Genomic DNA, 25761 nt, shown 5'->3' on the forward strand with positions numbered 1-25761 from the left:
CAACAGCTCGCTGACTTCTTGCGCCAAAAAGGACGCAATCGCTTTGCCGATCCGGCATGCATCGCCAAGTCCATTCAAAAGGCGGCTCGTTCGTCGTATCGGCTTTCCAAGTGTGTCGAGGATTCCATTGATTTGCTTTTAGGGCTATCGATTCAGTCTATTCGCAGCCTTCAAGCGCAAATCAAAGAGCTCGACAAAGCGATTACCCGCCATTTGGAAGGCATCCCAAATACGCTACAAACGATTCCCGGCATTGGTCCGGTCTACGCCGCTGGCATCTTAGCCGAAATTGGACAAATCGAGCGCTTTGACAACCAAGCTGCCTTAGCGAAATATGCAGGTTTGACTTGGTCTAAGCACCAGTCCGGTCGGTTCCAAGCCGAGGAGACTTCCCTCATTCGTTCCGGCAATCGCTATCTCCGTTACTACCTAGTGGAGGCTGCCAACTCGGTACAACGGCATGATGCGACGTTTCGCGCGTACTACCGAAAAAAATATGAGGAAGTGCCAAAGCATCAACATAAACGAGCCCTCGTCCTCACCGCTCGAAAACTCGTGCGTGTGATCGATGCGCTGCTACGCAACGGTCAAATCTACACGCCAAGAAAGGGGGAAGATCGATAGGGGTATCGATCTAACTGATTTTGTATCAAAACCCAGTTAATGACATAAGACAAGACTGGGCTTCTTAAGTATTGCCTTTTTTCGGATCATCGGACAATCAAATTTCCAATTTCGATGACGTTTCACCTTGACATATTACCGCAGGACTTTTCTGTTCGTCTTTTTATATTTTACAATATTCCCCACTCTTTTGAAATAAAAAACTGCGTTTAAGGGCATTACTATAATAGAAAACAGATTAACAAAAAATAAAGCAGTTCACCATTTGATGAACTGCGTGTCTGTTACTTCTTCTTTCTTATTTCCGCTCGAGTAATTCACGAAGCTCTTTTACATATTCCCCCGATCCAGTAACGATCATGCGGTCGCCTATGCGCATTTTGGTGTCGCCGTGTGGAACGATTGATTCGTGTCTGCGGAAAATGCGTACGATGATGCAATCGCCTAAAAACGGGAATTGACGAAGGGGCACACCGTGATAAGCCACGTTGTTCATCTCGATCTCATGCAAAGTAATGTCGCGATGTGTCAACATATGAACAACGTTTGGTGATTCGATAAACGCTTTTAACATCGCTCCCGCTGAGAGGGCGAGAGAAATCGTTTCAACCCCAATATCCGTTAGTTGTTGCACAACCGATGGCGACTCGGCGAAAGCGACAACGCGCGAAGTTCCTTGCTCTTTTGCCCATTTGGCGATTTGGGCGTTCGTCTGTTCGTTACCTGTCAAAACAACGACAACGTCAGCTGTTAATGCCTCATGTGCTTGCAACGTTTCGAATGAATAATCATCGATATCGACAATTGGGAAAATATGCTCCGTCTTTTCAATTTTATCTTGGCGAATATGGTACAACGTTGGTTCATATTCATCTGTACGCAAATCACGAACTGCCGCAAGCGTAAATTGATTCGTACCAATCAATTTGACAACCTTTTTTCGCTCTTCTTTTTCGATTCGATACAGCTTTTTGAACATAATGGGTGAAACGACGCTCGTGAGCACAGCGACTAAAATTAAGGCGCCTTTCATATTTTCATCAATCATGCCCATTCGCTCTGCGATCGTTGCCGCAGCGATAACAAGCGACAAAGTAGAAACGAGTAGAAACCCTGCCGCAAGCGTTGTATTACGATCATACCACATGCGTAACATGTACACCGGAACGACTTTAGAAATCACAAGTGCGATAAATAACAGCGGAATGAGCAACAAAATATCTAATTGCGTAAACAATGGACGAAGATCTAAATTGACACCGACCATAACGAAAAAAATAGGGATAAAAAAACCGTAACCGAACGAATCGAGCTTATGAACGAAATCTTGATTTGGTGCTAATAATGAAACGAGGACACCGGCAAGAAACGCGCCTAAAATATTTTCCGCACCAAGCGTTTCCGATAAAGCAACAAGAACAACAATAAGCGCAAATACAGCACGTGTACCGATTTGAATCGTCCCTTTTGCCATCGTTTCAACAAACGAACGTTTTTTAAAATATTTCCCTGTAAAATAAAACAAAACACCAGCGAGAAATAAACCGAGCAATAACCATGTGCTTCCATGACTCGGATCATACGTCGATACAAAGACAGCTAACAACACCATCGTGACTAAGTCCGCAATCACAGCAATTAACAAAATGGTTTGTCCAATTGTCGTCTTCATTAATTGCGCATCTTTTAACGTTGGAACGACAACGCCAAGCGAAATCGTAGAAATAATAAGCGTCATTAAAAAGGCATTATCGATATAACCGAGCCAAACGAACATGTACGAAAGACCGAGCGAAACGAGAAAAATACCGCCAAATATAATGGAAGCGGCTAAAAACGCATTCGGCTCTTTTTCTCCCTTCTTCTTTTTATTTGCGAAGGCAGAAAAGTCAATTTCTAGTCCACTTAAAAACATTAAAAACAAAAACCCTAACGTCGATAACGTTTCTAACCACATATCTTGTTCAACAATATTTAATCCCGTCTTCCCAATGATGATCCCTACAATAATTTCCGCCACAACGACAGGAATCATGTGCAGGCGGAAACGATGCAACAAAAGTGGTGTGAGGAAAGCGACAATAAGGACGATAACTAATGATGAAAGCGATGCATGCATCACTCATCCCTCCTTCCAACCTTTCCATCCATTATATAAGTTTGTGAGTAAAGTTACAATTTTTTCGCATAAACAGGGCAACATAAGAAAAAAAGAAAGGAAGATCCCTCATGAAACTACACGGATTTAATAACTTAACGAAATCGCTTAGTTTTAATATGTACGACATTTGTTATACGACAAGTGCAAGCGAGCGGGAAGCGTATATTGCGTACATTGACGAGGTGTATAATGCGGAACGGTTGACGAGTATTTTAAAAAACGTCGCGGATATGATTGGAGCGCACATTTTAAACATCGCTAAGCAAGATTACGTGCCACAAGGGGCGAGCGTCACCATGCTTATATCAGAAGGGCCAATTGAAGTGCCGAAAGAAGAGCCGCCTGTTCCGCAAGCGGTCGTTTGTGCGCTCGATAAAAGTCATATTACAGTGCATACATATCCGGAATATCATCCGAATGATGGGATTAGTACGTTTCGAGCGGATATCGATGTTGCCACGTGTGGAGAAATTTCGCCGCTAAAGGCGCTCGATTATTTAATTCGTTCGTTTGAGACCGATATTATGATTATCGACTATCGTGTGCGTGGATTTACACGCGACATTTCTGGACAAAAGTTATTTATTGATCATGATATTACATCGATTCAAAACTACATCCCTGACGACATTCGGAAACAATACGATATGATTGATGTGAACGTGTATCAAGAACATATTTTTCATACAAAATGCAAACTGCGTGAGTTTGATTTAGACAACTATTTATTTGAGTTGTCAAAAGATCAATTGACAAAAGAAGAAGCAGAAGCGATTACACATAAATTGCGCATCGAAATGGATGAAATTTTTTACGGAAAAAACATGACACCACCTAAGTGATGTCAATCCAAATGCAATGATATGTCGCACGAATGAAGCCATTTTCAGCAAATCGGCTTTCGTATTCGTTCATCATCGTTTTAAACACGGACGGGCGTTGGCAATAACGTCCAGACGTACTATTTGTTGCACCAATATGACGAAGGGATAAGAAAAAGTCGCGTACAGATGGAAAATATTCGACTTCAAACTGTTCATGTCCACGAGCGTGTGCATGCATATGAAGCCACTCAGAAAACGTCGGAAACGATGGACCGATGCGAAGCGGCTCATGAATATGTTGTTTCGCTAAAGCGTAAGCAAATGAAGTGTGCAACTCGTGAAACGTAACATTGCCAAACGTTGAAAAAAGAAGTTGCCCTCCGTCGTTTCGCTGTTTGACGAGTTTAGCAATTGTTTGTTTTGGATCAGTGAACCACTGGAATGTCGCGTTAGAAATAATTAAATCGTACGTTTCATTTAATGCGACTTGTTCAATGTCTGCGCACAGCCAATGAATTGACGCCGCACCGAGCCTTTGTTTCGCTGTCTCAATCATGCCCGGAGCGATGTCAACAGCTGTTAGCTTCGCATGCGGATACGCATCGTGTAACAACTCCGTTAAATATCCTGTACCACAACCAATTTCTAAAATCGTTTTTGGCGGGCGAGCGATATGCGTCATTAATTTATGTGCCATCTTTTTTTGGACGTTGGCAAACTGATCGTACGTCTTTGCTCGTTCGCTAAATCGTTTTTGCATCAACTGTTTATCAATCATTGCTTCCACCGCCTAACCATGTTTGGATGACATGAGCGCACGCATATGGTTGCGTGACGTGCGGTGCATGTCCAACGTTTCGTAAAAGCGTCAATGTGCAATTCCTTGTTCGCTCGTATACATACTGCGCAGCTTGCGGAGGGCAAATGCGATCTTGTTCACCGTGAATAAGTAAAATTGGCACATCCATTTGTTGTAGCTGGTTTCGTACATCTGTCGTTAGTAAATAATCTAATCCAAGCAACAAGTCAGACGTTCGATGATGCATATGTGGAAATGGTCGTGCTTCTTTCTCTCCCCACAACATATCAATAAACGACCGCATCGTTTTATTCGGTTGTCGCACTAATTGTACTTTCATACGCTCAACAACGCGCGCATGCCAACCTGCATCATAATTTTCTGATGTTGTAAACCGGCTTGTGCCACCAATACATATAAGATGCGTAACATACGGGTGCGTAGCGAGTTGTAAAGCAACGAGCGATCCAAGTGACCAACCGATCACAAGCGAAGGAGCGTGCAACGCTTCTTCTGCTTTCGTAAAAAAATGATTCACATCGCGCATATGCTCCCATTCAACGATCGTAACATCATTTAGCTGAAGCGCTTCAATGAGCGGGGTAAAAACGTTACCTTTCATCCCCCATCCAGGCAATAATAACACATTCATGCGATCAGCCTCATTTCTTTTCCAACTTCCAAAATGTGCGACAGCGCCCAATCGATTTGTTCGTTTGTCATCGTCGCCATAAGTGAAAAACGAATGCGCGCTGTGCCTTCTGGTACAGTTGGTGGGCGAATCGCAACAGCAGCAATACCACGCTGTCGCAATTGAGCGCTAAACGCAAGCGCTCGTTCGTTGTCGCCAACGATGATCGGTACAATGTGCGTCGTACTTTTCCCGATATGAAACCCCACCTGTTGAAGACGTGTACGGAAGTAATCGCTTAATGCATGTAAATGGTGACGCAATGTGATCTCGTGTTGCACGATATGAACAGCTGCACAAATGGCACCGAGAACGCTTGGAGGTAATGCAGTTGTAAAAATAAATGGACGCATCGTGTTAATCAAATAATCGATAAAGACGCGCTTTCCAGTGACATATGCCCCGTATGCGCCGAGCGCCTTACTACATGTCCCCATATGTACGTCAATATGTTGTGCTAGTTGAAGCTCGTGAGCCATTCCTTCCCCGTTTTTCCCATATACACCACTCGCATGTGCTTCGTCCACGATGAGCATTGCACCGTACGCTTCCTTTAACATAACGAGATCACGTAACGGTGCAACATCTCCATCCATACTGAAAACTGTATCCGTCACAATGATTTTCCGTTTATGTCTTTCTGCTTTCTTTAATAACATTTCTAAATGGTCCATATCGGCATGGCGATAACGTTTCACTTCTGCTCGACTTAACAGAGCGCCATCAACGATGCTTGCATGATTCCATTTATCACTAAAAATTAGTGTATCTCGTCCGGCTAAGGAAGAAAGAATACCGACGTTAGCAGTATAGCCACTATTCATAATAAGTGCGGCTTCACAACCTTTCCAACGGATCAACGCTTCTTCTGCTCGTTCATATAGCGGATGATTCCCAACGACAAGTCGTGAAGCAGTCGCTCCAACGCCGTATCTTCTTGTTGCCTCTATGCTGGCATGAATTAATCGTTCGTCGTTCGCGAGACCTAAATAGTTGTTCGATGACAAATTAAATAGATGGCGACCGTCCATATGTATAAAACAACCTTCACTTTCTACTTGGACTAACGTTCGTTTTTGCGCTTTTTCGGCTAGTTGTTCGATATGTACTTGCAATTCCTCCCACAATGCACCTCTCCCCTTTTTGTAAACCTTATAAATAAAATAGTTTACACTTATCGTACCATACGTTTATTTCTTTTTCCATAACAAATATACGAAATAAGGGGCACCGATGAGCGATACGAGCACACCGGGATGAAAAGAAAAAACGGAAGCCCCTTGACCGCTACAACTGTGACAGCGGGTATTTCATATGGCGCACGAATCATTTTAAATTACACGAATTGATTATCATTGTCAATTTATTTATAAAAAAAACCAACTTCAATCGGTTAGAAGTTGGTTTTCGATGTATGTTTTTACAAAGAGATGGGCAGGCACAGGCTTTCCGAGCACATATCCTTGAATTTCATCGCATTGTAACGAGCGAAGAATGTGCAATTGCTGCAACGTTTCTACCCCTTCGGCAATGACGCGCAATTTTAAGTTTTTCGCAAGTACAATAATGGCTTTGACAACGGCGACGTCTTCTTTTTCTTCTGTAATCCCGTCAATAAATGGTTTTGCGATTTTCAAACGATCAATTGGAAATTTGCGCAAATAACTAAGCGATGAGTAGCCGGTTCCGAAATCGTCAATTGAAATGCAAACACCGAGCTGTTTTAATTGTTGTAATTTCTGGATCGTATATTGCTCGTTAAATACAGCCACCCCTTCTGTAATTTCTAAATCGAGTTTGTTTGGGGACAAGTTCGTTTGTTGTAAGACAGAATGAATATGTTCAACAAAGTTTTCTTTTAAAAATTGTTTTGGCGAAATGTTGACGCTCATACGAAACGATCGCCCCATTTGTTCGTTCCATGCTTTCACTTGACGACATGCTTCTTCCATCACCCATTCACCAATCGCAATAATTTGTCCTGTTTCTTCGGCAATTGGAATGAAAACGCCTGGTGAAATCATACCAAGCTCTGGGTGAATCCAGCGAATGAGCGCCTCCATCCCAATTAATTCCCCTGTTTGCACATCAAATTGTGGCTGATAAAATAGCGTAAACTGTTTTTTTTCAATCGCTTCGTGAAGCGCAGTTTCAATGGTCGTTTTTTGCAAAACGACGCGATCCATTTCACCGTTAAAAAACTGATATTGGTTTTTCCCTTGTTCTTTGGCGCGATACATTGCCATATCGGCATGTTTCATTAACGTATCGCCCGTTTCCCCATCATACGGATACACCGCTACTCCTACGCTAAACGATACACGCATATCTAAATGTTTAACAGCGATCGGTTGTTTGCTAATTGAAACGATGTCATTGACAAAACGGCGAAGCTCATCGATATGATGTAACGGTGTAAAAATTATTGTAAATTCATCACCGCCTTGTCGAGCGACAATGTCGGTCGGGCGAGCTTTTTCTTTTAATACCTTTCCGATGTGTACAATTAATTCATCCCCGATGTGATGTCCAAAATAGTCATTAATATGTTTAAAACGGTCAATGTCGATAAAAATGACAGCGAGACAACGTTGTTCATTTTTAGCACGAATGATCTCTCGCTCAAGATTGATGACGAATGATCGCCGATTGAAAAGTCCTGTTAAAAAATCGTGATTTTCGGCATAAGCAAGCTGTTCGTTTACATACATTAATTCCCTTGTTCGCGCCGCAACTTTCTGCTCTAAGTCGTCATTTAATATTTGCAGTTGTTGCAAAAGCTGTCGATTTTCTTGCAGCGTCATCAATTGGCGAACAAAAATTAATCCGACCGCAAAAACAAGGCAGGCGATGGCGATGCGATCGTCTGGAGAAATGAAAGGAGCCCATAATAAAACGAGAAAACATATATACGGAAAAATCGTTTTGAACGTGGAAAAATGCTCTTTCTTTTGAAACGCTAAATCGTTTTCTTTTGCGTTATATCCTGACAATCCAATCATAAGTACACTTAAAATCCATAACGGATCTAACCATGAATTTGGTTCGTAATCGAGGTGCACCATTTCAATGAAATATATTGTATCTGTAAATACAAATAAGCCAACACCGCCAATGTTCCATAACCAAATGTTGCGAACGTTTGTTGCGAAAAAGAGAAACAAAAGTAAAAATAACATGACGAGATCAAGAAGTGGATAAGTAACTAAAATAGAAACGTATAATATTCCTTTGTCCAAGCGAATAATCGGCTGAACGATATAAATCCAACTATATACTATCGTCACACATGTTACGATCAGCGTATCTAATAGTGCTTGCCACATGCCGATTTGTTTTCGCTGTTGCATGATAATATATAGTAATGCAGTGATATACGTGAGTGAATGAGCGATGTAAAAGATATCAGCCCAACTTGGGAATGGGGGTTCAGCTTGAACCTTCCATTCGTATATGCGATAAATCATTTCAGCGATAAAATAGAAAGTTGCACCAGCGGTCATCCATTTCCAAAATATGCGCTCGTTTGATTGGATTCGCAAAGATGCATGCCATAGCCACATTACCGAAAGAAGTATGCCACACAATGAAAAAATTGAGCTAACAACTGCTTCTACTTGACTAGATGTCACGAGCAACACGACGTAATAAACAATGACGTATGCAAAAATGATCCACGGCACGCGCATCCCTCCTTTTTCTCACATCATATGTACAAGAAATAAAAAGCAGATGGACGAGAGGCTAATAAATAAAAATGTGCGCCTACCTCATTTTTATACTTGTTTATTTATAACAAATTTTTATGATGCTAAAGAGCATTATTGTTCGTCAACGCACAATGAAAAACATATAATGAAACTATAAACAGTAAAGAGGAAGGTGAGCTTGAATGTTTTTTACTAAAAAACAAACGATGCCGTTCAACTTAGATCGTCGAGCAGCAATCGTACATACAGCAGAAGATATCATCGAGCGCTTGCGTTACATGGGGGTAAAGGAAGGGCACTTGCAACTATTGCGTGAAATAAAGCCACTCGTTATGGAGCATGTTCATGAAGCCATTGAAGATGTATTAAATCATTTGTACTCATTCCCACTACTCCAGTCAATTGCTAATAACAAAACAACACGTGATCGTTTAAAGTCTGTATTTATCCAGTATATTGACTCGCTCTTTTCTGCAACAATTAACGATGACTATGTGACGTTTCGGAAAAAGTTAGGTCGCAATCATCATGAACGTGGATTGCCGATTGAGTGGATGATTGCAACATATGAAGCAATCGTCATGGGACTCCTTCCGCACTTATTACCTTATATACAAAAAGAAGGACATATCGATAAATGGACGCATACACTCGTTGCATTGTTTCATCTCATTAATTTTGATTCGCAACTCATTATGAGTGCTTATATGGATGAACGGATGGAAAAGCTAGAGCAACTGACAAAAAAACAAGCCGCTACTCAATTACAACTGCGTGATATGGGTCAACAGCTTGCTGCTTCAATTGAACAAACAGAGGCAGGGCTAAGTGAAGCTGAAGAAAAAGCAAGAAAAGTGAGAGAACAGACAGAAATGACGCAGAAAAGTAGTCAAAACTTATCTAGCCTTATGAACTCAACAGAGCAACAAGTTGAACAAACGCGCAAAACATTCGATGAAGTGGTCGATAAAGTAAACGATGTGCTCACTATTTTACAACAATTATCTAGCTCATCTGAAAGCATTCGTAATACATCTTCTCAAATTCAAACGATTGCAGATCAAACAAATTTGCTTGCTTTAAACGCTGCAATTGAAGCTGCTCGGGCAGGGGAAGCAGGAAAAGGATTTGCTGTCGTTGCTGATGAAGTACGTAAACTAGCTGAACATACAAAGCAAATGAGCACACATATCATTGAAGGAATAGAAACGAATTACCATCAAGTTGCAACCCTTGTCCAAAAAATGAATGATATGAGTACAATGGCAAAAGAAGCTTCTAATCAAGTTGGACAAACAAAAGGAGCAATGGCTGCCTCAAAAATGGAACTCGACCATCATACTCATCTGTTCCAAGAAAGCCGACAACAAATCGACTATATTTTACGATCCATTGAAGAGATTCATCGTGTGATGAAACATTTATCTTCCTTATCTATGCAATTAGTTGAACAAACGGAATAAACAAGGGGGACGTTGTCCCCCTTGTTTATTGTTCATTTAGAACAATGTTTAATAATAAGAAAAGAGGCGTAAATGAAGCGGTTTTCGACTAGGAAAACCGCTTGAACGTACGAGCGAGGTTGCGTGCTTTCGTATATAAAAGTGTGGAAGCTGATTGCATGCATTGTTCTACGGTCATCGGTTTTGTCGCAATCGCATCACAAGTAACGAAATATTCATATAGTTTTTCAAATCCGTCACCGAGACTGCCGGATAATAAAAAAGCGGGGACGTCATATTCATTCGCTAATTGTCCAACGTAAAATGGAACTTTCCCGTATAACGTTTGCTCGTCGCTTTTCCCTTCTCCTGTAATGACGATATGTGCACATTTCACTTTTTCCGGCAGTTGCACCGTTTCCCCGACAAGTTTTGCTCCAGAAATTAATTTTCCTCCAAGCAATAAAAAAGCAAAACCTAAACCGCCTGCTGCACCGGCTCCTTGCTCATGTGCATATGAACGCCCGATTTTCTGTTCAATTGTTTTTGCATAAGTATATAGCCACTGGTCTAATATACGAACCGTTTCATCATTTGCTCCCTTTTGCGGTCCAAATACGTACGATGCCCCACGCTCCCCATAAAGCGGATTATCGACATCACATGCAATGAGAAACTCGCTTTCATACAGACGTCGATCCAGCGTTGCCATATTAACATGAGCGATTTGTGGCAAAGAAGACGGAACCGGAGGCAACAGCTCTCCTTTGGCGCTCGTAAACTTCGCACCGAGCGCACATAACATGCCGAACCCACCGTCGTTTGTACTACTTCCGCCAAGTCCGATGACAAAACGGCGATACCCCGCATCAAGTGCTGTCGCGATCACTTCGCCCACACCATATGTGGTCGTGTGAAGCGGATTGCGCCTTTTCATTGGAACGAGCGGCAAGCCGATGACTTGAGCGACTTCAATGACTGCCGTATCCTGAACGACACCATATGCCGCCCGCCTCGTTTCAAAAAGCGGACCGCGAACTGTGACATACTGAAAAGAGCCGTTCATCGCAGAAACGATCGCTTCCATCGTCCCTTCTCCCCCGTCTGCCATCGGAACAGCGACGACTGCCGCTTCTGGATATTCACAGCGAAACGCTTCTTTAATAATGGTGCACACTTCGCTCGCTAATAAACTTCCTTTAAATGAATCGGGTGCAATGACCACATTCATCCGCTTACCACCTTCTTTAATACATTTTTTCCGTCTTGTCGAACAAATACAACGGTCATCATCGTTCCACGTTCACGCGAAAGCGGTTCGGTTGTCATCATTCGTTCATGATCACGATAAGGGGAGCGATATAAATCAAATAAAAACGTTGTCTCATCAATCGAATCGATAAATATAATTTCCGCAAACCATTCACCGTTCACATACGAAAGCGGTGGACCGTCTTGTCGCTCAATGGAAATGAGCTTTTTTTCTTCACCCATTTCACAAAAAGCGACGCCAACGTCATCTCCCGCACAAAAACCGATGAGCGGTTCTGTCGTCGTAAATGTGAGCGTCTCTCCTTTGACTTGTACATCAACCGTTCGTTCATGAGCACAAATAAACATGCCTTCAACATAAAATAATTGTTTGTCACCACATTCCATGAGTCATTCCCTTTCCAATGATGTTCCTTAATAATAAATAATAATACAAGTGAAAATGTTTTCACAACATCGTTCCTTTTGTTAAAATGATAGTATGCTTTACAATAAGGAGGCGTTGTTATGTTAGAAAAACAGTTACAAAAATACGCACAACTTGCTGTGCGTGTTGGGGTAAACATTCAACCTGGGCAAACGTTGTTTATTAACGCTCCGCTGCCGTCTGCTCCACTTGTTCGCGAAATTGCTAAAAAAGCGTACGAAGCTGGGGCAAAACATGTGCACGTCGAGTGGAGCGATGAAGAAATGACGTACATAAAATTTAAACACGCGCCAGAAGAAGCGCTTCATGAATATCCGACATGGCTTGCGAAAGGACGCGAGGAAGTCGCTGAAAAAGGTGGGGCGTTTTTAAGCATTTATGCACCGAATCCAGACTTATTAAAAGATATTGATCCTGCGCGAGTAGCTGCGGCAACAAAAGCAGCAAGCATCGCGCTACAAAATTATCGCAGCCGCTTAATGGCCGATCATAACTGTTGGTCATTAATTGCTGTGCCGACGCCAGCATGGGCGAAAAAAGTATTTCCGAATATGAATGAGGACGAAGCCATTGCAAAATTATGGGACGTGATTTTCCAAGTGACTCGCGTCGACCAAGACGATCCAATTGCGGCATGGAAAACGCATAATGAGAAGTTAGCACGCATTGTCGATTATTTAAACAACAAACAATATAAACAGCTCATTTATGACGGACCAGGAACAAATTTAACCGTTGCATTGCCGGATGGACATATTTGGGCTGGTGGCGCAGCGAAAAGTACTGACGGCATTGTATTTAATCCAAATATGCCGACAGAAGAAGTGTTTACGATGCCGCATAAAGACGGAACAAACGGCGTAGTTCGCAATACAAAGCCACTCAACTACGGCGGAAATATTATTGACGGCTTTACGCTCACATTTAAAGATGGTAAAGTTGTTGATTTTACAGCTGAGGTCGGTTACGACACATTGAAACATTTGCTTGATACAGATGAAGGTGCACGTCGATTAGGAGAAATTGCGCTCGTGCCGCATCGCTCGCCAATTTCACAATCGAACCTCATTTTCTACAACACGTTATTTGATGAAAATGCCGCCTCACATTTGGCGCTTGGTAAAGCGTATCCGACAAATATCGAAGGCGGCACGAATATGCGCACAGAAGAGTTGCTTGAACGCGGAGCAAACGATAGCTTAGTGCATGAAGATTTTATGATCGGTTCTCATGAATTAAACGTCGATGGTGTTACAAAAGACGGCGTACGCGAGCCGATCATGCGAAATGGTGAATGGGTAATTTCCATTTAAAGATGTTGCGGCGTTTGTCCGCAACATCTTTTTTTCGTTCGCATATATTGGCAAAGAGAGGGGGGAACGGATGATGATCAAACAATTTATCGCCAATAGTGGAATACTTATTGCGGGTTTTTATTTAATTAGCAAATTTTTCTCTCCAAATATTCATCAACAATCTCCTTTTTATGTGCGCCTACTTGCTGGGGCTTTTTGTGGTTTATTAAGCATTGTGCTTATGTTTTTTTCGATTCCACTTGGACATGGGATCATTGCGGATTTGCGGCACGTTCCGCTCGTTGTCGTCAGCTACTACGGCGGCATGCCAAGCGCATTGGCGGCAGGAATCATGATGGGAACAGGACGATTTTTATTCGGTAATATGTTTGCGTCGCTCGTTTCTTTTTTTATTTCCGTTGCAATTGCGATCGGCTGCGGACTAATAAGTCGTTGGATGAAGCGAAACATCACGGTAACAACGTTTTGGATGAACATCTACAGCATGTGTTTCATTTCGATTGCCTTATTCATTAATATTCCAGATCGCCACATTTACACCGGAACGTTAGCCATTTTCTGGCCTATCTCGATCATCGCGACATATGTAGCCGCGAATATTTGCAAAGATATTCGCCAATCAAAAGAAATGTTGCAACATTATAAACGATGGGCAACGACTGATTTTTTGACCGGGCTTTATAATGTCCGTCAGTTTCATACGTTATTACATGAAAAAATAGCACAAGCGAAACGACAAAATGGCTGTTTAACGCTTATTTTATTTGATATTGATCGCTTTAAATCGATTAACGACTTATACGGGCACGATGGCGGAGATGTCATTTTACGTGATCTTGGTGTACTTATTCGCTCGCTCGTTCCGAAAAACGGTATTGCTTTTCGCAATGGCGGAGAAGAATTTTCAATATTGCTTTCAAGCTGTGAACATGAAGCGGTGACATTTGCCGAACATGTCCGAGCAACAATTGAGCGTCATCCATTTGTCGTGCAAAAACAAACGGTGCATATTACAGTTTCCATCGGTGTTTCGCTTTTCCCGACGCTTGCAACAAATGAAACAGAGCTATTTAAACAGGCGGATATTGCTTTATATGAAGCGAAACAGCAAGGGCGAAATCGTACGGTTGTATATAAAGGAACACTTGCATGAAACGTCAAACTATACGACAATAAAAGTAAAAACGATTAAAGGAGCGACACATATGAAACAACGATCGAAGTTATTCATTAGCATCGTTGCAGCTGCCACACTGCTCTCTGCATGTAACGAACAAACAGCTGCGCCAGCAAAACAGCCTGTTGTAAATAAAGAACAGCCAAAAGAACAAGCCCCGCTTGAATTGACACCTGTTGAAAGTACGAATCAACCGTTTACAATTTCGTTATTACCAAAATTCAGTTTAGAAGCGGAAGAGCCGGGAAAAGATGTCGTCATGCATGAAAGCGAACAAGAGCAATGGATGCGCATTGAGCTGTTGCCGAAAGACGCGGCAGACAAAATAGAAACATATGCAAAAGAACGAGCAATGGCTGTATCGGAACAAACAACACCGTTTGAAGGAACGTTGCCATTTGAAGATACAATTGCGTATGAAGCACATGTGGATGATAGTGTCGTTTATATTATTGGTGTAACAGGAAATGCCCCGATGTTTTTAACTGTATTTACAAAAAAAGAAAATAATTGGATAGACAAATTTATGACGATGGCAAAAACGATTCAACGGGCAGAAACGGAAACGAGTGAACAACCGAACGAATCATTTTACACATATAAAAGTAGCAATCAGCCGTTTCAAGCGAATATTTTAGACGGTTATCAAGCCGAAGCGATCGAGCCAGGAAAAGATATGATTTTTCTTGATGAAGAAAAAGCATCGATGACCGTTGAACTCATAGATGAAGGCGCAGATTGGTCATTAATTTCTGAGCAAGCCGAACAATATGTAAAAGCAAGCAGTAAAGATGGGAAGGTCGAAAAAATAACATGGGCAAGAGGAGCACGTTTGAACGGCGCAGATGTATATAAAAGCACCATTGAAGATGGTGAAATATATGTGTTCGTTGTAAAAAACGGAACGCCGATGCGATTGACAATTTTTGTGCAACAAACAAATGAATTAGACCCGTTTTTACAAATGGCAGAAACGATTGAACGTATTGACTAAGGGGGGAGTTTTTTTGGAACTGTTAGAAGCGTATCGATCATTATGGTCAAACCGTTCGCTACCCGCAACGGAAAACGAAGCAGAAGATGTACTACTCGACGCAATTCGCCGTGATTTATTAGATGAAATGACACATCCGCGTTTGAGAAAATCACCTTACGAAAAATTTTCATTAGCGATGAAGCGAATTGCGACATCCTCGCTCGATGCTAAACAACAATACGAACTCGTTCGTTTATATGTGCAACAGTTGGAAAACTTGCCTTCGCGCTAAGGCAAGTTTTTTGTATAACATCTCGCCATTTGCGCAAAATACGTAGCGAATATGATACGAGGAGGTTTTACGATGGATCCATTTCGTTCATTAGATGTGATGCGCCGAGATGTAGAACGTATGTTTTCTAACTTCCCTTCCTTTTTATCGCATATGGATGATATGTTTCGTATGCCGCGCGTCGATGTGCATGAAAATGAAAAAGAAATGATTGTGACATGTGACATTCCCGGACTAGAGCGAAAAGAAGACGTTGATATTCATATTGATCATCAAACGCTGTCGATTAGTGGACAAGTGCGGCGACAACATGATGTGCGAGATGAACATATGCATCGGCAAGAGCGATTTTACGGACGATTTTATCGCACGATCCCCCTTCCTTCCCCTGCCGCACATGAAAACGTACAAGCATCGTATAAAAATGGGGTGCTTGAAATTCGCATTCCGAAAGCACAAGCGGATGGCAAAAAACGAATTGACATACAATTTCATTAACATTCATTAACACCGACTATGTCGTCGGTGTTCTTTTTTACACGTATGTATACACGAAGCGAAAGAAATGGCTGACAAATCGTTTTTGATCGAGCAACTTCATCATATAGAACAAGAGAAAAAAGATCGAAAAAAAGGCGGGAGAACCCGCCTAACATTCCGTACATGGAATGACTGCATCATGAAGCGCCATGTTTACTTGTTGTTCATATTGGTTTCGCTCCTCATCTGTCCAGTTAAAATATGACTGCATCAATGCAACGACTGCTTCTTTTAGCTGGCGAACGGTAGCAATGTCGAAAAAGAGTGCCCCTGTGCGACGAATAAAAAAGTCAAGGGGTGTGACAGTCATTTCGTGTTCGAGCCCATATACACACATCACATACCAATCGAGCGGAAGGGACGTTTTATTTCGGTCATACGTGTTTGTAAGGGCAAATAAACGATCGACATTCGTACCGTATCGCTGCACGAGCCGTTTTGCTTGTTGTTCCGTTAAGCCGCAAGCCATTCCTTCGGCTATTTTTTCGGCCATAAACGCATGCCATTTGCTTGCCCCGCCAACGTCCCCACCGGAAATCGGCAAATGTTTCGTTTGACACGGTGGATACGTCCCACCTAGCTGTTTAGCGATCAAGTCAACAACAGTTTCAGCCATTTTGCGATAGCCTGTCAACTTTCCGCCTGCAATCGTAATAAGACCAGATGGCGATTGCCAAACTTCATCTTTCCGTGAAATTTCAGATGGATCTTTCCCCTCTTCATAAATGAGTGGACGCAATCCAGCCCAACTTGATTCAATATGTTGTTCCGTCAAATGAACGGATGGGAACATGTAACGAATGGCGCGCAATAAATAATCGCGATCTTCGCTTGTCATTTTCGGATGGACGCGATCTCCGTCATAAAACGTATCTGTCGTGCCAACGTACGTCTTTCCTTCGCGCGGAATAGCAAACACCATGCGACCGTCAGGCGTATCAAAATATACCGCCTGCTTGAGTGGAAAATGCGCTTGATCAACGACAATGTGCACCCCTTTTGTTAAGCGTAATTTTTTTCCGACATTTGATCGATCTTTTTCACGAAGTACATCGACCCATGGACCTGCCGCATTGACTATTTTTTTCGCATGTATCGTAAACGATTTTCCTGTCATTTGCTCTCGGCATATGACACTAATGACACGTCCGTTTTCATCGTACAAAAACGATTCCGCTTGCACATAGTTTACCGCATGTGCCCCACATTCTACCGCTTTTTTCACCACTTCGATCGTCAGTCGGGCATCATCTGTTCGATATTCAACATAACAGCCGCCACCAAGCAATCCATCCCGTTTAATTAACGGTTCTTTTTGTCGTATCTCATCTGCTGATAACATCGTTCGGCGCTCTTCTTTTTTGACGCGAGCTAAATGATCGTACACCCATAGACCGATCGATGTGCTCCATCTGCCGAACGTGCCCCCGCGATGAATCGGCAATAACATCCATTCCGGAGTTGTCACATGCGGACCGTTTTCATACACGATCGCCCGCTCTTTTCCTACTTCTGCGACCATTTTCACTTCGAACTGTTTTAAATAACGTAATCCGCCATGAACGAGCTTTGTTGAACGACTTGACGTACCCGCCGCGAAATCTTGCATCTCAACAAGCGCTGTTTTCATTCCGCGCGTCGTCGCATCGAGCGCAATGCCACAACCGGTAATTCCCCCGCCAATGACGAGTACATCATACGTCGTTTTACACATTTCCTCAATCATTTGCATCCGTTGTTTTGCAGAAAACATAACTACTCCCCCTTAGAAACAAAAAGAGACCAAAACAGGCACAATAAGTCTTGCTTATTATGCATGTATGGTCTCTCTTCGTCTCTTGACATGTATGAACTTTAGTTTCATTGTATCATATACGTGGAAAAAGGCAACTGTTTTGCACAAAAAGCCATTTAATAGCTGAACGTGGTTTGCATAAGCTAATATTCATTCCTTTTTCTTTATATTTGTTTACGATCTGTCCCGCGTTTAGTCGCTTGTTTTCCTTCCTTTTTCTTTGCACGCGATCTCTTCCTTTCTCATCTCTTTTACATATTTACGAATGACGACATAAAAAGTTTCGCGCACGATTTACTTTTTTCCTGCATATATTACGAACAAACGTATGTCATAAGGAGTGAATGCTGATGAAAAAAGATTTGTCTCATATGCTCGATTCGTTTTTTGATGATCGATCGTTAAAAAAATTGTTGCATGCGCTTGATGAATATGTTCATCGCACATTTTCACCTGTTTATATTCCGATTGATGTTCGTGAAACGAATGAGGAATACGTCATCATTGCCCATATTCCAAACGCGAAACGTGACAGTATTCATTTGCAGTTCATAGATGATACACGCCTTTTATTGTCGGTTGTTTACGATGAACAGACGGAAACAATTGATGATGAAAAGAAAATCGTTCATCGCCAACGCACATATGAACGAGCGACGAAATCTATTTTTCTCCCTTATCCCGTGAGTGAATCAGACATTCACGCATCATTTCAAGACGGTAAGCTGATCATTCGTCTCCCACAGAAAAAAACATTTATCCGAATTGAATAACGATACGAAAAAACGCAAACGTTACAATTTAAACGTTTGCGTTAGTCCTTTTACAAGCCCGCTCATTTGGTTCATGACCTGCACCGCCTGCCCCATCGTATTCATCATTTTTGTTATATCGTACGTTCCTTCTTTTGTTTTAAACTGCTCAAGCAAGCTTGGCGGTTTCGGGATAGGAACGAATGGAGACATCGGCGGTACAAAAGGAGAAGCGGTTAGCGGAGCGAATGGAGACATCGGCGGTACAACTGACGGAACGACTGGCTGGGTCGGAAACGAAGTCGGTTGAGAATAATATGGATAATAATGAACAGATGGAATATGTGGCATTTGCACAGTAGACCATGGTTGATACATAGCTTCTCATCTCCTTTCATTACATCGTATTCGCTTTTAACTAAAATGGTTCGTGACTAATCGTGTCAATCGATGTCGGAATTCTCAATTTTTTGAATTTAACATGTTGTCTTTTTTTATGTTATGATAAGTGCAAAAGGGGGAGGAATAATTATGACAATTATTGAATTAAAAAACAAGTTTATTGCAACAAAACAATATGAGCCGATTGATGCAAACGAATTGCTCGATTTTGCGCGTCAACTGTATTTGCGCAACGAATTGCCGCTTGGCGTGTATCGCCATCTCGTGCGCGATTTAGAAGCACTTGGCGCTTACAAACCTGATGATGAACGAGTGAAGCAATATTTAGCGAGTGCCGAATGATTGATCCTCTCTTGTGCCATGCTAAATGAGACGCTAGCATGGAAAAGGAGGACGATGAAAATGGGTCGTGGTGTTCATTTTCACCATAAGAAAAAAGGGCATGAAAGCGAAAAACCAAAACATGGCGAATTGGCGTCATCGAAGCAACGTGAAGTGGTTGACTACGCCATTGATACAGTAGGAAGCGAAGAGCATCGCCCGGTCACGATTGAACGGGTAAAAGAATAGAAGGTGGCTGCTATGCCACCTTTTTTATATCGCTGGAGCGAACGTATACGTTTCTTTTTTTTCAACCTGCCGTTCCATGTTGTCGAGTTGGCGTTCGATGTGTTGTAAACTATCTTGCTGCATATCGTAATGTGTAGCCATTTGTTCTTCTATACGCTCTTTTAATTTATTTTCCAACTGTTCAATCTCCTCAAACAACTGTTGTAGTTGCATTTGAATATGTTCCATCCTCCAACTCCCCTTTCGACCTTTGCCATACACATTCGCCATCATTCTTCTCCTCCCTTCTCGACTGACAAAACTAGAAGAAATTCGGCAAACAAAGTGTTGTACATACAAAATTCGACAAATCTATGCGCATGTTTTTAATATAATCGGTCAAAATAAAAAGGCGAAAGGAGGCATTTCGATGGCGAAAAAAGAACAAAAGAAAAAACAAAAACCGAAGCAAGAAGAAACGACAGGTTTTGGCGACAAAAAGCTAAAAGGTCCAGACCGTCCTTCTACATAAAAGAGACAGGGGGGTCACGTTCCCCCTGTCTCTTTCTCTTCATTCATTTTATCTAAAATAGAAATCGCATCAATTAAATGATTATTAAAAATTTGTTTGGCAATGTTCAACAAATCAACAATCATCGGATCACGTAATGAATAAATTACTCGATTCCCATCTTTCGTTCCATATACAATGTTTTTTGAACGCAACACGCTCAGTTGTTGGGATACGGCAGATCCTTCTGCACCGATTAACGTTTGTAATTCGTTGACGTTTTTATCTCCTTCCGCTAATAATTCTAAAATACGAATACGCAAAGGATGGGCTAAAGCCTTGAAAAACTCCGCTTTGAATTGCTGTAATTCTAGGTTCATTTGTTTCCTCCAACATATTCTGTTTTAAAATGACTGACCACTTGTTCTTCTTGAATATGGCATGACTGGCGACACTCTGAAAACGCAAAATGCTTACAACCAACACATTGCGTTTGGTTAATGTGTAAAAAAGCGGTTTTTAGCGCCTCCCCTGTATGCTCGAAAAAGTTTTCTTCGCCAATTTTATCATATAATCCACATCTTTTTAACATCTCTTTCGGTTGTTGTTGTATACCGGAAACAAAAATGATTCCACCTTTCGATTGAAAATGCTCAACAAGACTTGCTAAATTCGCTTCCCCTGTTTGATCCATATACGGTACTTTGCTCATGCGTAAAATAAGAACACGCGGGGTATGGTTTATTGTCGCCATAATTGATTGCTCAAACATTTGAGCGACACCGAAAAACAACGGACCATCAATTGTATATATACTAATTTGTGGGCAGTCTCTTCCTTGTTCAACCATTCGGGGACTGACTTTTTTCCTTTGCTCATCTGGAAGTACTTTAAATACTTGGAATACATCTGTCATTCTTTTTACAAACAATAGTACAGCTAAAATAAGCCCTACTTCCACAGCAACAGTCAAATTCACGAAAATCGTTAAAACAAATGTAATGACAAGAACAATTGAATCGGCTGACTTCATTTTTAACACATGTATAAACTCTTTTCGTTCACTCATGTTCCAAGCAACAATCATTAAAATCGGTGCCATACTCGCTAGCGGAATATGTGATGCATAAGGGGAAAAAACAAGTAAAATGACGAGAACAACGATGCCATGGATGATACCGGACAATGGAGACACTGCCCCACTTTTAATATTCGTTGCTGTTCGTGCGATTGCACCTGTCGCTGGAATTCCGCTAAAAAAAGGCGTGACTATATTCGCAATTCCTTGTCCGATTAATTCACGATTGCTATGATGTTTTTCTCCTGTCATTCCGTCAGCAACGACCGCCGATAGCAAAGATTCAATTGCGCCAAGCATCGCAATAACAAAAGCTGGTCTGATCATCTCATATATGTGCTCTAGTGTGAAATTAGGGATCGAAACATGCGGGAGCGTATTTGGAATTTCCCCGTAAACGGAGCCGATGATTGCTACTTTATTTTCGAATAAGAAAAAGGCAAATAAACTTGAAACAACCAAACTTAATAATGGGCTCGGTATTTTAGGGGCAACTTTAGGAGCAAACAACAGAACGACAAGTCCTATCGATGCAATGAGAACACTATATATATTGATATCATGAAAATGTATCCATATTTCCTTCATGTTGTCAATAAACGCTTCATGTTTCTTTACATTTAATCCTAGAAAATTAGGAATTTGACCGACAAAAATAATAACAGCAATTCCTGCTGTAAATCCGATCGTCACAGGACGAGGAATAAACTTAATAAGAGAGCCTAAGCGCAAAACTCCAAATAACACAAGCATAATTCCTGATAAAAAACCTGCGACAAGTAAATTTTCATATCCATATGTTAATACAATACCTAATAAAATAGGGATAAATGCCCCTGTAGGTCCTCCAATCTGATATTTCGATCCACCAAAAAGAGAAATGAGAATACCTGCAACGATTGTCGTATAAATTCCGTACTCTGGGTTTACACCGGAAGCAATTGCAAACGCCATCCCGAGCGGTAAAGCAATCACACCCACAATAAACCCTGATAATAAATCTTTTTGAAAATGAGCCATGGTGTATCCTTGAAACCGCTTCAAACAGTACCCCACCTTTTTTATATATTCAAATTTTTGAATATACATATATACAAAATATTTATATCACTTTCTTATTTTCCTGTCAAAACATCTTTCTTTTTCTAATTTTCGAGCAAATGACGAACAGACGAAACATATGGTATAATGGTGAACATTCAAGGGGGGATGATATGTTGAAATATCCGAATGGGCGAGCGTATGAGAAAAAAGAAGATAAACACACGTTGCGTGCTAGCGCTGCAGAAACATATGGAAATCGCGGAATGACGCTTGAGGCAGATTTAAATGAAACAAACGCCTATTACTTAGCCCAAGGTATTGCCGTCATTCATAAAAAACCGACGCCAGTACAAATTGTGCGCGTCGATTATCCGAAACGAAGCGCTGCCGTCATTAAAGAAGCGTATTTTAAACAACCGTCCACAACGGACTATAACGGCATATACCGTGGGAAATATATTGACTTTGAAGCAAAGGAAACGAGAAATCGTACGTCGTTTCCGCTTCAAAATTTTCACGAGCACCAAATTGAACATATGAAACAAGTGCTAGCCCACGGAGCGATTTGCTTCGTGATTTTGCGTTTTACGACGTTTGACGAAACGTATTTATTGGACGCACATCACCTCCTTGAGTATTGGGAGCGCAAGCAACAAGGTGGACGCAAATCGATGACAAAGGCGGAAGTCGAACGGCATGGTTATGTCATTCCGCTTGGCTATCACCCACGAATCGATTATATTCAAATTGTGGACAAACTATATTTTTAGAATAGGAGGAACGATATGGCAAACTATCGTTCACGAACAGAACGAAAACAAGCGCAACAAAAAAAACAACGTCCGCGTCAGCGAGGGCGTTCAATAATGAAAAAAATTGTTCTCATTATGTTGCTCATCATGACAATGGGTATGTTTTCCGGCGTCGCAGCGTTTGCATGGATGATTAAAGATGCGCCGCCACTCGATGAAACGTTGTTACGCGATCCTTTAGCTTCAATCGTATACGACGTCAACGGGCAAAAAGTAGTGGAACTTGGTCAACAAAAGCGCATTTATGTATCATACAACGATATTCCAAAATTGCTTGAAGAAGCTGTGCTCGCTACGGAAGATGCTCGCTTCTACAAACATCACGGTTTTGATATTGTGCGCTTTTTCGGAGCGGTTTTAGCGAACATTCGCGAAGGGTTTGGCGCTGAAGGTGGAAGTACAATTACACAACAAGTTGTAAAACTTTCCTTCTTAACGCCCGAAAAGACATTAAAACGAAAAGTGCAAGAGTTATGGCTCGCCATTCGGTTAGAGCAAAAATACTCAAAACATGAAATTTTAGAAATGTATTTAAACAAAATTTATTATTCAAACCGAGCCTACGGCGTCGCAAAAGCAGCGGAAACGTACTTTGGCAAAACGGATTTATCGCAATTAACGCTTCCGGAAGCAGCATTGCTCGCGGGCATCCCGCAAAGCCCGAACAATTACAATCCGTTTACGCATCCTGAAGCGGCAGAAAAACGGCGAAATACAGTATTATCGCTTATGGTTAAACATGGTTTTATTTCAAAAGAAGAAGCAGAAGAAGCTAAAAACGTACCTGTACAATCACTATTAACAGAAAATAAACAACAAAGCGATATTCCATACGACTCATTTATTGATCAAGTGATCGATGAAGTGACAGAAAAAACAGGTCTTGACGTGTTTACTGCAGGATTGCATATTTATACAACATTAGATCAAAATGCTCAGTCGTACGTTGAAGAGTTACTTAACTCCAACGAAGTGATTCGTACAAACAAAACTGATTTCCAAGCTGGCATTGCTGTTGTAGATACGAAAACAGGTGAAATTCGTGCACTTGGCGGCGGTCGGAAAAAAGAAGAAGGAGTTACGTTTGGATTTAACTATGCTACAGATACACGAAAACAGCCTGGCTCAACGATTAAGCCAATTGTCGATTACGGTCCAGCAATTGAATATTTAAAATGGTCGACGTACCATCAATTAAAAGATGAACCGTATCAATACTCGGACGGAACGCCAATTAAAAACTGGGACGGCAAATACGAAGGACAAATGTCGATGCGAACAGCGCTTGCCCGTTCTCGAAACATCCCGGCGTTAAAAGCACTCCAAGAAGTCGGGCTAGAGCGTGCAAAACAGTTTGCCAACAATCTTGGCATGGGTTTCGAAGAAATGCACGAAGCATATGCGGTCGGTGGCGTCGGCAAAGGTGTATCTCCATTGCAAATGGCCGGTGCATATAGCGCATTCGGAAACGGTGGCATTTATATTGAACCGCACGCTGTAAAAAAAGTAGTATTCCCAGATGGAACAGAAATGGATCTTCGTCCAGAGCCGAAAGCTGCAATGAAAGATTATACAGCGTTTATGATTACTGATATGCTAAAAACGGTCGTTCAGTCAGGAACGGGGACAGCAGCGAACGTACCAGGGCTTCATATTGCCGGAAAAACTGGAACGACAAACTACGATGAAAAAGATCGTCGCAAGTATGGTCTGCAAAGAGGAGCTGTTCCTGACAGTTGGTTTGTCGGCTATACACCAAGTTACACAGCTGCGATTTGGACCGGTTTTAGTAAAAAAAGTAGCGAAGCATATTTATCAAAATCTGAACAACAATACGCGAAACAGTTGTTTAAGCGCGTCATTTCGCATATTGATGATGGCAGTGGGGGGGATTTCAAACAACCAAAAAGCGTTGTGAAATTGGCAATAAAAAAAGGAACGAATCCGCCAAAACTAGCGAGCGAACGTACACCAACAAGCGAAATTACGTATGAATATTTCGTTCGCGGCTATGAAGAGCCAACGGAAATAGCTGAAGATGAACCAGAAATCGTTGAACCAGTAAAAGACTTACGGGCACAATACGATCCAGCAACACAAACTATTTCGTTATCGTGGTCGTATACGATCGATCCAGAAAAAGATATATCGTTTGAAGTGCGCCAAACAGTAGACGGGCGGAAGCCAACGATCATCGCAAAAATGAAAGATTCACAGCTGACCGTAGAAGCAAAAGAAGGCTCGGTGTACTTGTTTGAAGTATATGTCGTCACAGCGGATGGTACACAAAGCGCGCCAGCTACCGCACTTGTGCAAATTCCGAAAGAAGAACCGGAGCAACCAAAAGAAAATGAAACACCAGGACAATCGGGAAACGGAGAAACCCCGGAGACGCCAACAAATCCGACCGAGCCAAATCCGAGCAATCCGGGGACACCAACAAACCCGACAAATCCGACCGAGCCAAACCCAAACAATCCGCCAGGGACGAGTAACCAACAAAGAAATGGAAATAACCAACAAAGAAGTGGAAATAACGATGAAACGACAAATCGTCAATAATAATC

Annotated in this window: 26 protein-coding genes; 14 read left to right on the forward strand and 12 right to left on the reverse strand. The window is 41.8% G+C overall.

Features of this window, described 5'->3' with window-relative positions:
• A partial coding sequence (locus ACYQY7_RS02640; RefSeq protein WP_461200594.1) for an IS110 family RNA-guided transposase occupies positions 1-624 on the forward strand: 624 nt, incomplete at its 5' end.
• Between the two features lie 298 nt (positions 625-922).
• On the opposite strand, the gene ACYQY7_RS02645 is transcribed toward ACYQY7_RS02640, so the two are convergent.
• Positions 923-2743 carry a monovalent cation:proton antiporter family protein gene (locus ACYQY7_RS02645; protein WP_461200595.1) on the reverse strand — a complete coding sequence of 607 codons (1821 nt, stop codon included), beginning with the start codon at positions 2741-2743 and terminating at the stop codon, positions 923-925.
• A gap of 110 nt (positions 2744-2853) precedes the next feature.
• Between ACYQY7_RS02645 and speD the strand changes: the two genes are divergently transcribed.
• The gene (speD, locus tag ACYQY7_RS02650) at positions 2854-3627 is read left to right on the forward strand and encodes an adenosylmethionine decarboxylase (RefSeq protein WP_461200596.1); all 774 of its coding nucleotides are present in this window, start codon (positions 2854-2856) and stop codon (positions 3625-3627) included.
• Here the strand turns inward: speD and bioC are convergent.
• From bioC to ACYQY7_RS02670, 4 genes are all read right to left on the reverse strand, one after another.
• Positions 3620-4387: a malonyl-ACP O-methyltransferase BioC gene (bioC, locus tag ACYQY7_RS02655; protein WP_461200597.1), complete on the reverse strand. Its 768-nt coding sequence runs from the start codon at positions 4385-4387 to the stop codon at positions 3620-3622. The two genes, speD and bioC, sit on opposite strands and share 8 nt — an antisense overlap.
• Positions 4380-5060: an alpha/beta fold hydrolase gene (locus ACYQY7_RS02660; RefSeq protein WP_461200598.1), complete on the reverse strand. Its 681-nt coding sequence runs from the start codon at positions 5058-5060 to the stop codon at positions 4380-4382. The genes bioC and ACYQY7_RS02660 overlap by 8 nt, the downstream gene beginning before the upstream one ends.
• Complete coding sequence (gene bioF, locus ACYQY7_RS02665) at positions 5057-6226, reverse strand: 8-amino-7-oxononanoate synthase (RefSeq protein WP_461200599.1); 1170 nt, start codon at positions 6224-6226, stop codon at positions 5057-5059. The genes ACYQY7_RS02660 and bioF overlap by 4 nt, the downstream gene beginning before the upstream one ends.
• A gap of 258 nt (positions 6227-6484) precedes the next feature.
• The gene (locus ACYQY7_RS02670; RefSeq protein WP_461200601.1) at positions 6485-8782 is read right to left on the reverse strand and encodes a putative bifunctional diguanylate cyclase/phosphodiesterase; all 2298 of its coding nucleotides are present in this window, start codon (positions 8780-8782) and stop codon (positions 6485-6487) included.
• A gap of 209 nt (positions 8783-8991) precedes the next feature.
• Between ACYQY7_RS02670 and ACYQY7_RS02675 the strand changes: the two genes are divergently transcribed.
• Complete coding sequence (locus ACYQY7_RS02675; RefSeq protein ID WP_461200602.1) at positions 8992-10272, forward strand: methyl-accepting chemotaxis protein; 1281 nt, start codon at positions 8992-8994, stop codon at positions 10270-10272.
• An 88-nt stretch (positions 10273-10360) separates the two neighbouring features.
• On the opposite strand, the gene ACYQY7_RS02680 is transcribed toward ACYQY7_RS02675, so the two are convergent.
• On the reverse strand, positions 10361-11482 hold the full coding sequence (locus tag ACYQY7_RS02680) for a glycerate kinase (RefSeq protein ID WP_461200603.1): 1122 nt from the start codon (positions 11480-11482) through the stop codon (positions 10361-10363).
• Positions 11479-11910, reverse strand: a complete 432-nt coding sequence (locus tag ACYQY7_RS02685) for a hypothetical protein (protein ID WP_461200604.1) — start codon at positions 11908-11910, stop codon at positions 11479-11481. The genes ACYQY7_RS02680 and ACYQY7_RS02685 overlap by 4 nt, the downstream gene beginning before the upstream one ends.
• 120 nt (positions 11911-12030) lie before the next feature.
• Here ACYQY7_RS02685 and ACYQY7_RS02690 point away from each other — a divergent pair, with 120 nt between their 5' ends.
• From ACYQY7_RS02690 to ACYQY7_RS02710, 5 genes are all read left to right on the forward strand, one after another.
• Complete coding sequence (locus ACYQY7_RS02690) at positions 12031-13263, forward strand: aminopeptidase (RefSeq protein ID WP_461200605.1); 1233 nt, start codon at positions 12031-12033, stop codon at positions 13261-13263.
• Between the two features lie 73 nt (positions 13264-13336).
• Complete coding sequence (locus ACYQY7_RS02695; protein ID WP_461200606.1) at positions 13337-14419, forward strand: diguanylate cyclase; 1083 nt, start codon at positions 13337-13339, stop codon at positions 14417-14419.
• A 52-nt stretch (positions 14420-14471) separates the two neighbouring features.
• A complete protein-coding gene (locus tag ACYQY7_RS02700) occupies positions 14472-15437 on the forward strand; it encodes a hypothetical protein (protein WP_461200607.1) in 966 nt (321 codons plus the stop codon).
• 13 nt (positions 15438-15450) lie between these two features.
• Entirely contained in the window at positions 15451-15711 is a 261-nt protein-coding gene (locus ACYQY7_RS02705) for a hypothetical protein (RefSeq protein ID WP_461200608.1), read from the forward strand.
• A 72-nt stretch (positions 15712-15783) separates the two neighbouring features.
• The gene (locus tag ACYQY7_RS02710; protein ID WP_461200609.1) at positions 15784-16209 is read left to right on the forward strand and encodes an Hsp20/alpha crystallin family protein; all 426 of its coding nucleotides are present in this window, start codon (positions 15784-15786) and stop codon (positions 16207-16209) included.
• Positions 16210-16360: 151 nt separating this feature from the next.
• On the opposite strand, the gene ACYQY7_RS02715 is transcribed toward ACYQY7_RS02710, so the two are convergent.
• The gene (locus ACYQY7_RS02715; protein ID WP_461200610.1) at positions 16361-18004 is read right to left on the reverse strand and encodes a glycerol-3-phosphate dehydrogenase/oxidase; all 1644 of its coding nucleotides are present in this window, start codon (positions 18002-18004) and stop codon (positions 16361-16363) included.
• A gap of 392 nt (positions 18005-18396) precedes the next feature.
• On the opposite strand from ACYQY7_RS02715, the gene ACYQY7_RS02720 reads away from it, so the two are divergent.
• The gene (locus ACYQY7_RS02720) at positions 18397-18819 is read left to right on the forward strand and encodes an Hsp20 family protein (protein WP_461200611.1); all 423 of its coding nucleotides are present in this window, start codon (positions 18397-18399) and stop codon (positions 18817-18819) included.
• Between the two features lie 21 nt (positions 18820-18840).
• Here ACYQY7_RS02720 and ACYQY7_RS02725 read toward each other — a convergent pair whose 3' ends face one another.
• Positions 18841-19176 carry a YppG family protein gene (locus ACYQY7_RS02725; protein ID WP_461200612.1) on the reverse strand — a complete coding sequence of 112 codons (336 nt, stop codon included), beginning with the start codon at positions 19174-19176 and terminating at the stop codon, positions 18841-18843.
• A gap of 153 nt (positions 19177-19329) precedes the next feature.
• Between ACYQY7_RS02725 and ACYQY7_RS02730 the strand changes: the two genes are divergently transcribed.
• A complete protein-coding gene (locus ACYQY7_RS02730) occupies positions 19330-19542 on the forward strand; it encodes a YppF family protein (RefSeq protein WP_461200613.1) in 213 nt (70 codons plus the stop codon).
• A 60-nt stretch (positions 19543-19602) separates the two neighbouring features.
• Complete coding sequence (locus tag ACYQY7_RS02735) at positions 19603-19770, forward strand: hypothetical protein (protein WP_461200614.1); 168 nt, start codon at positions 19603-19605, stop codon at positions 19768-19770.
• A 24-nt stretch (positions 19771-19794) separates the two neighbouring features.
• Here ACYQY7_RS02735 and ACYQY7_RS02740 read toward each other — a convergent pair whose 3' ends face one another.
• The gene (locus ACYQY7_RS02740) at positions 19795-19998 is read right to left on the reverse strand and encodes a hypothetical protein (protein WP_461200615.1); all 204 of its coding nucleotides are present in this window, start codon (positions 19996-19998) and stop codon (positions 19795-19797) included.
• Between the two features lie 181 nt (positions 19999-20179).
• On the opposite strand from ACYQY7_RS02740, the gene ACYQY7_RS02745 reads away from it, so the two are divergent.
• Positions 20180-20281, forward strand: a complete 102-nt coding sequence (locus tag ACYQY7_RS02745; RefSeq protein ID WP_461200616.1) for an acid-soluble spore protein SspM — start codon at positions 20180-20182, stop codon at positions 20279-20281.
• A gap of 14 nt (positions 20282-20295) precedes the next feature.
• Here the strand turns inward: ACYQY7_RS02745 and ACYQY7_RS02750 are convergent, their stop codons facing one another.
• Positions 20296-20640, reverse strand: a complete 345-nt coding sequence (locus ACYQY7_RS02750; protein WP_461200617.1) for an ArsR/SmtB family transcription factor — start codon at positions 20638-20640, stop codon at positions 20296-20298.
• Complete coding sequence (locus ACYQY7_RS02755; protein WP_461200618.1) at positions 20637-22427, reverse strand: SulP family inorganic anion transporter; 1791 nt, start codon at positions 22425-22427, stop codon at positions 20637-20639. The genes ACYQY7_RS02750 and ACYQY7_RS02755 overlap by 4 nt, the downstream gene beginning before the upstream one ends.
• Before the next feature lie 125 nt (positions 22428-22552).
• Here ACYQY7_RS02755 and recU point away from each other — a divergent pair, with 125 nt between their 5' ends.
• Complete coding sequence (gene recU, locus ACYQY7_RS02760) at positions 22553-23152, forward strand: Holliday junction resolvase RecU (protein WP_461200619.1); 600 nt, start codon at positions 22553-22555, stop codon at positions 23150-23152.
• Between the two features lie 15 nt (positions 23153-23167).
• Positions 23168-25756, forward strand: coding sequence for a transglycosylase domain-containing protein (locus ACYQY7_RS02765; protein ID WP_461200620.1), 2589 nt, complete (start codon positions 23168-23170; stop codon positions 25754-25756).
• The last annotated feature ends 5 nt before the right edge of the window (positions 25757-25761 follow it).

Source organism: Anoxybacillus sp. TBDG-1 (genome assembly GCF_054815885.1).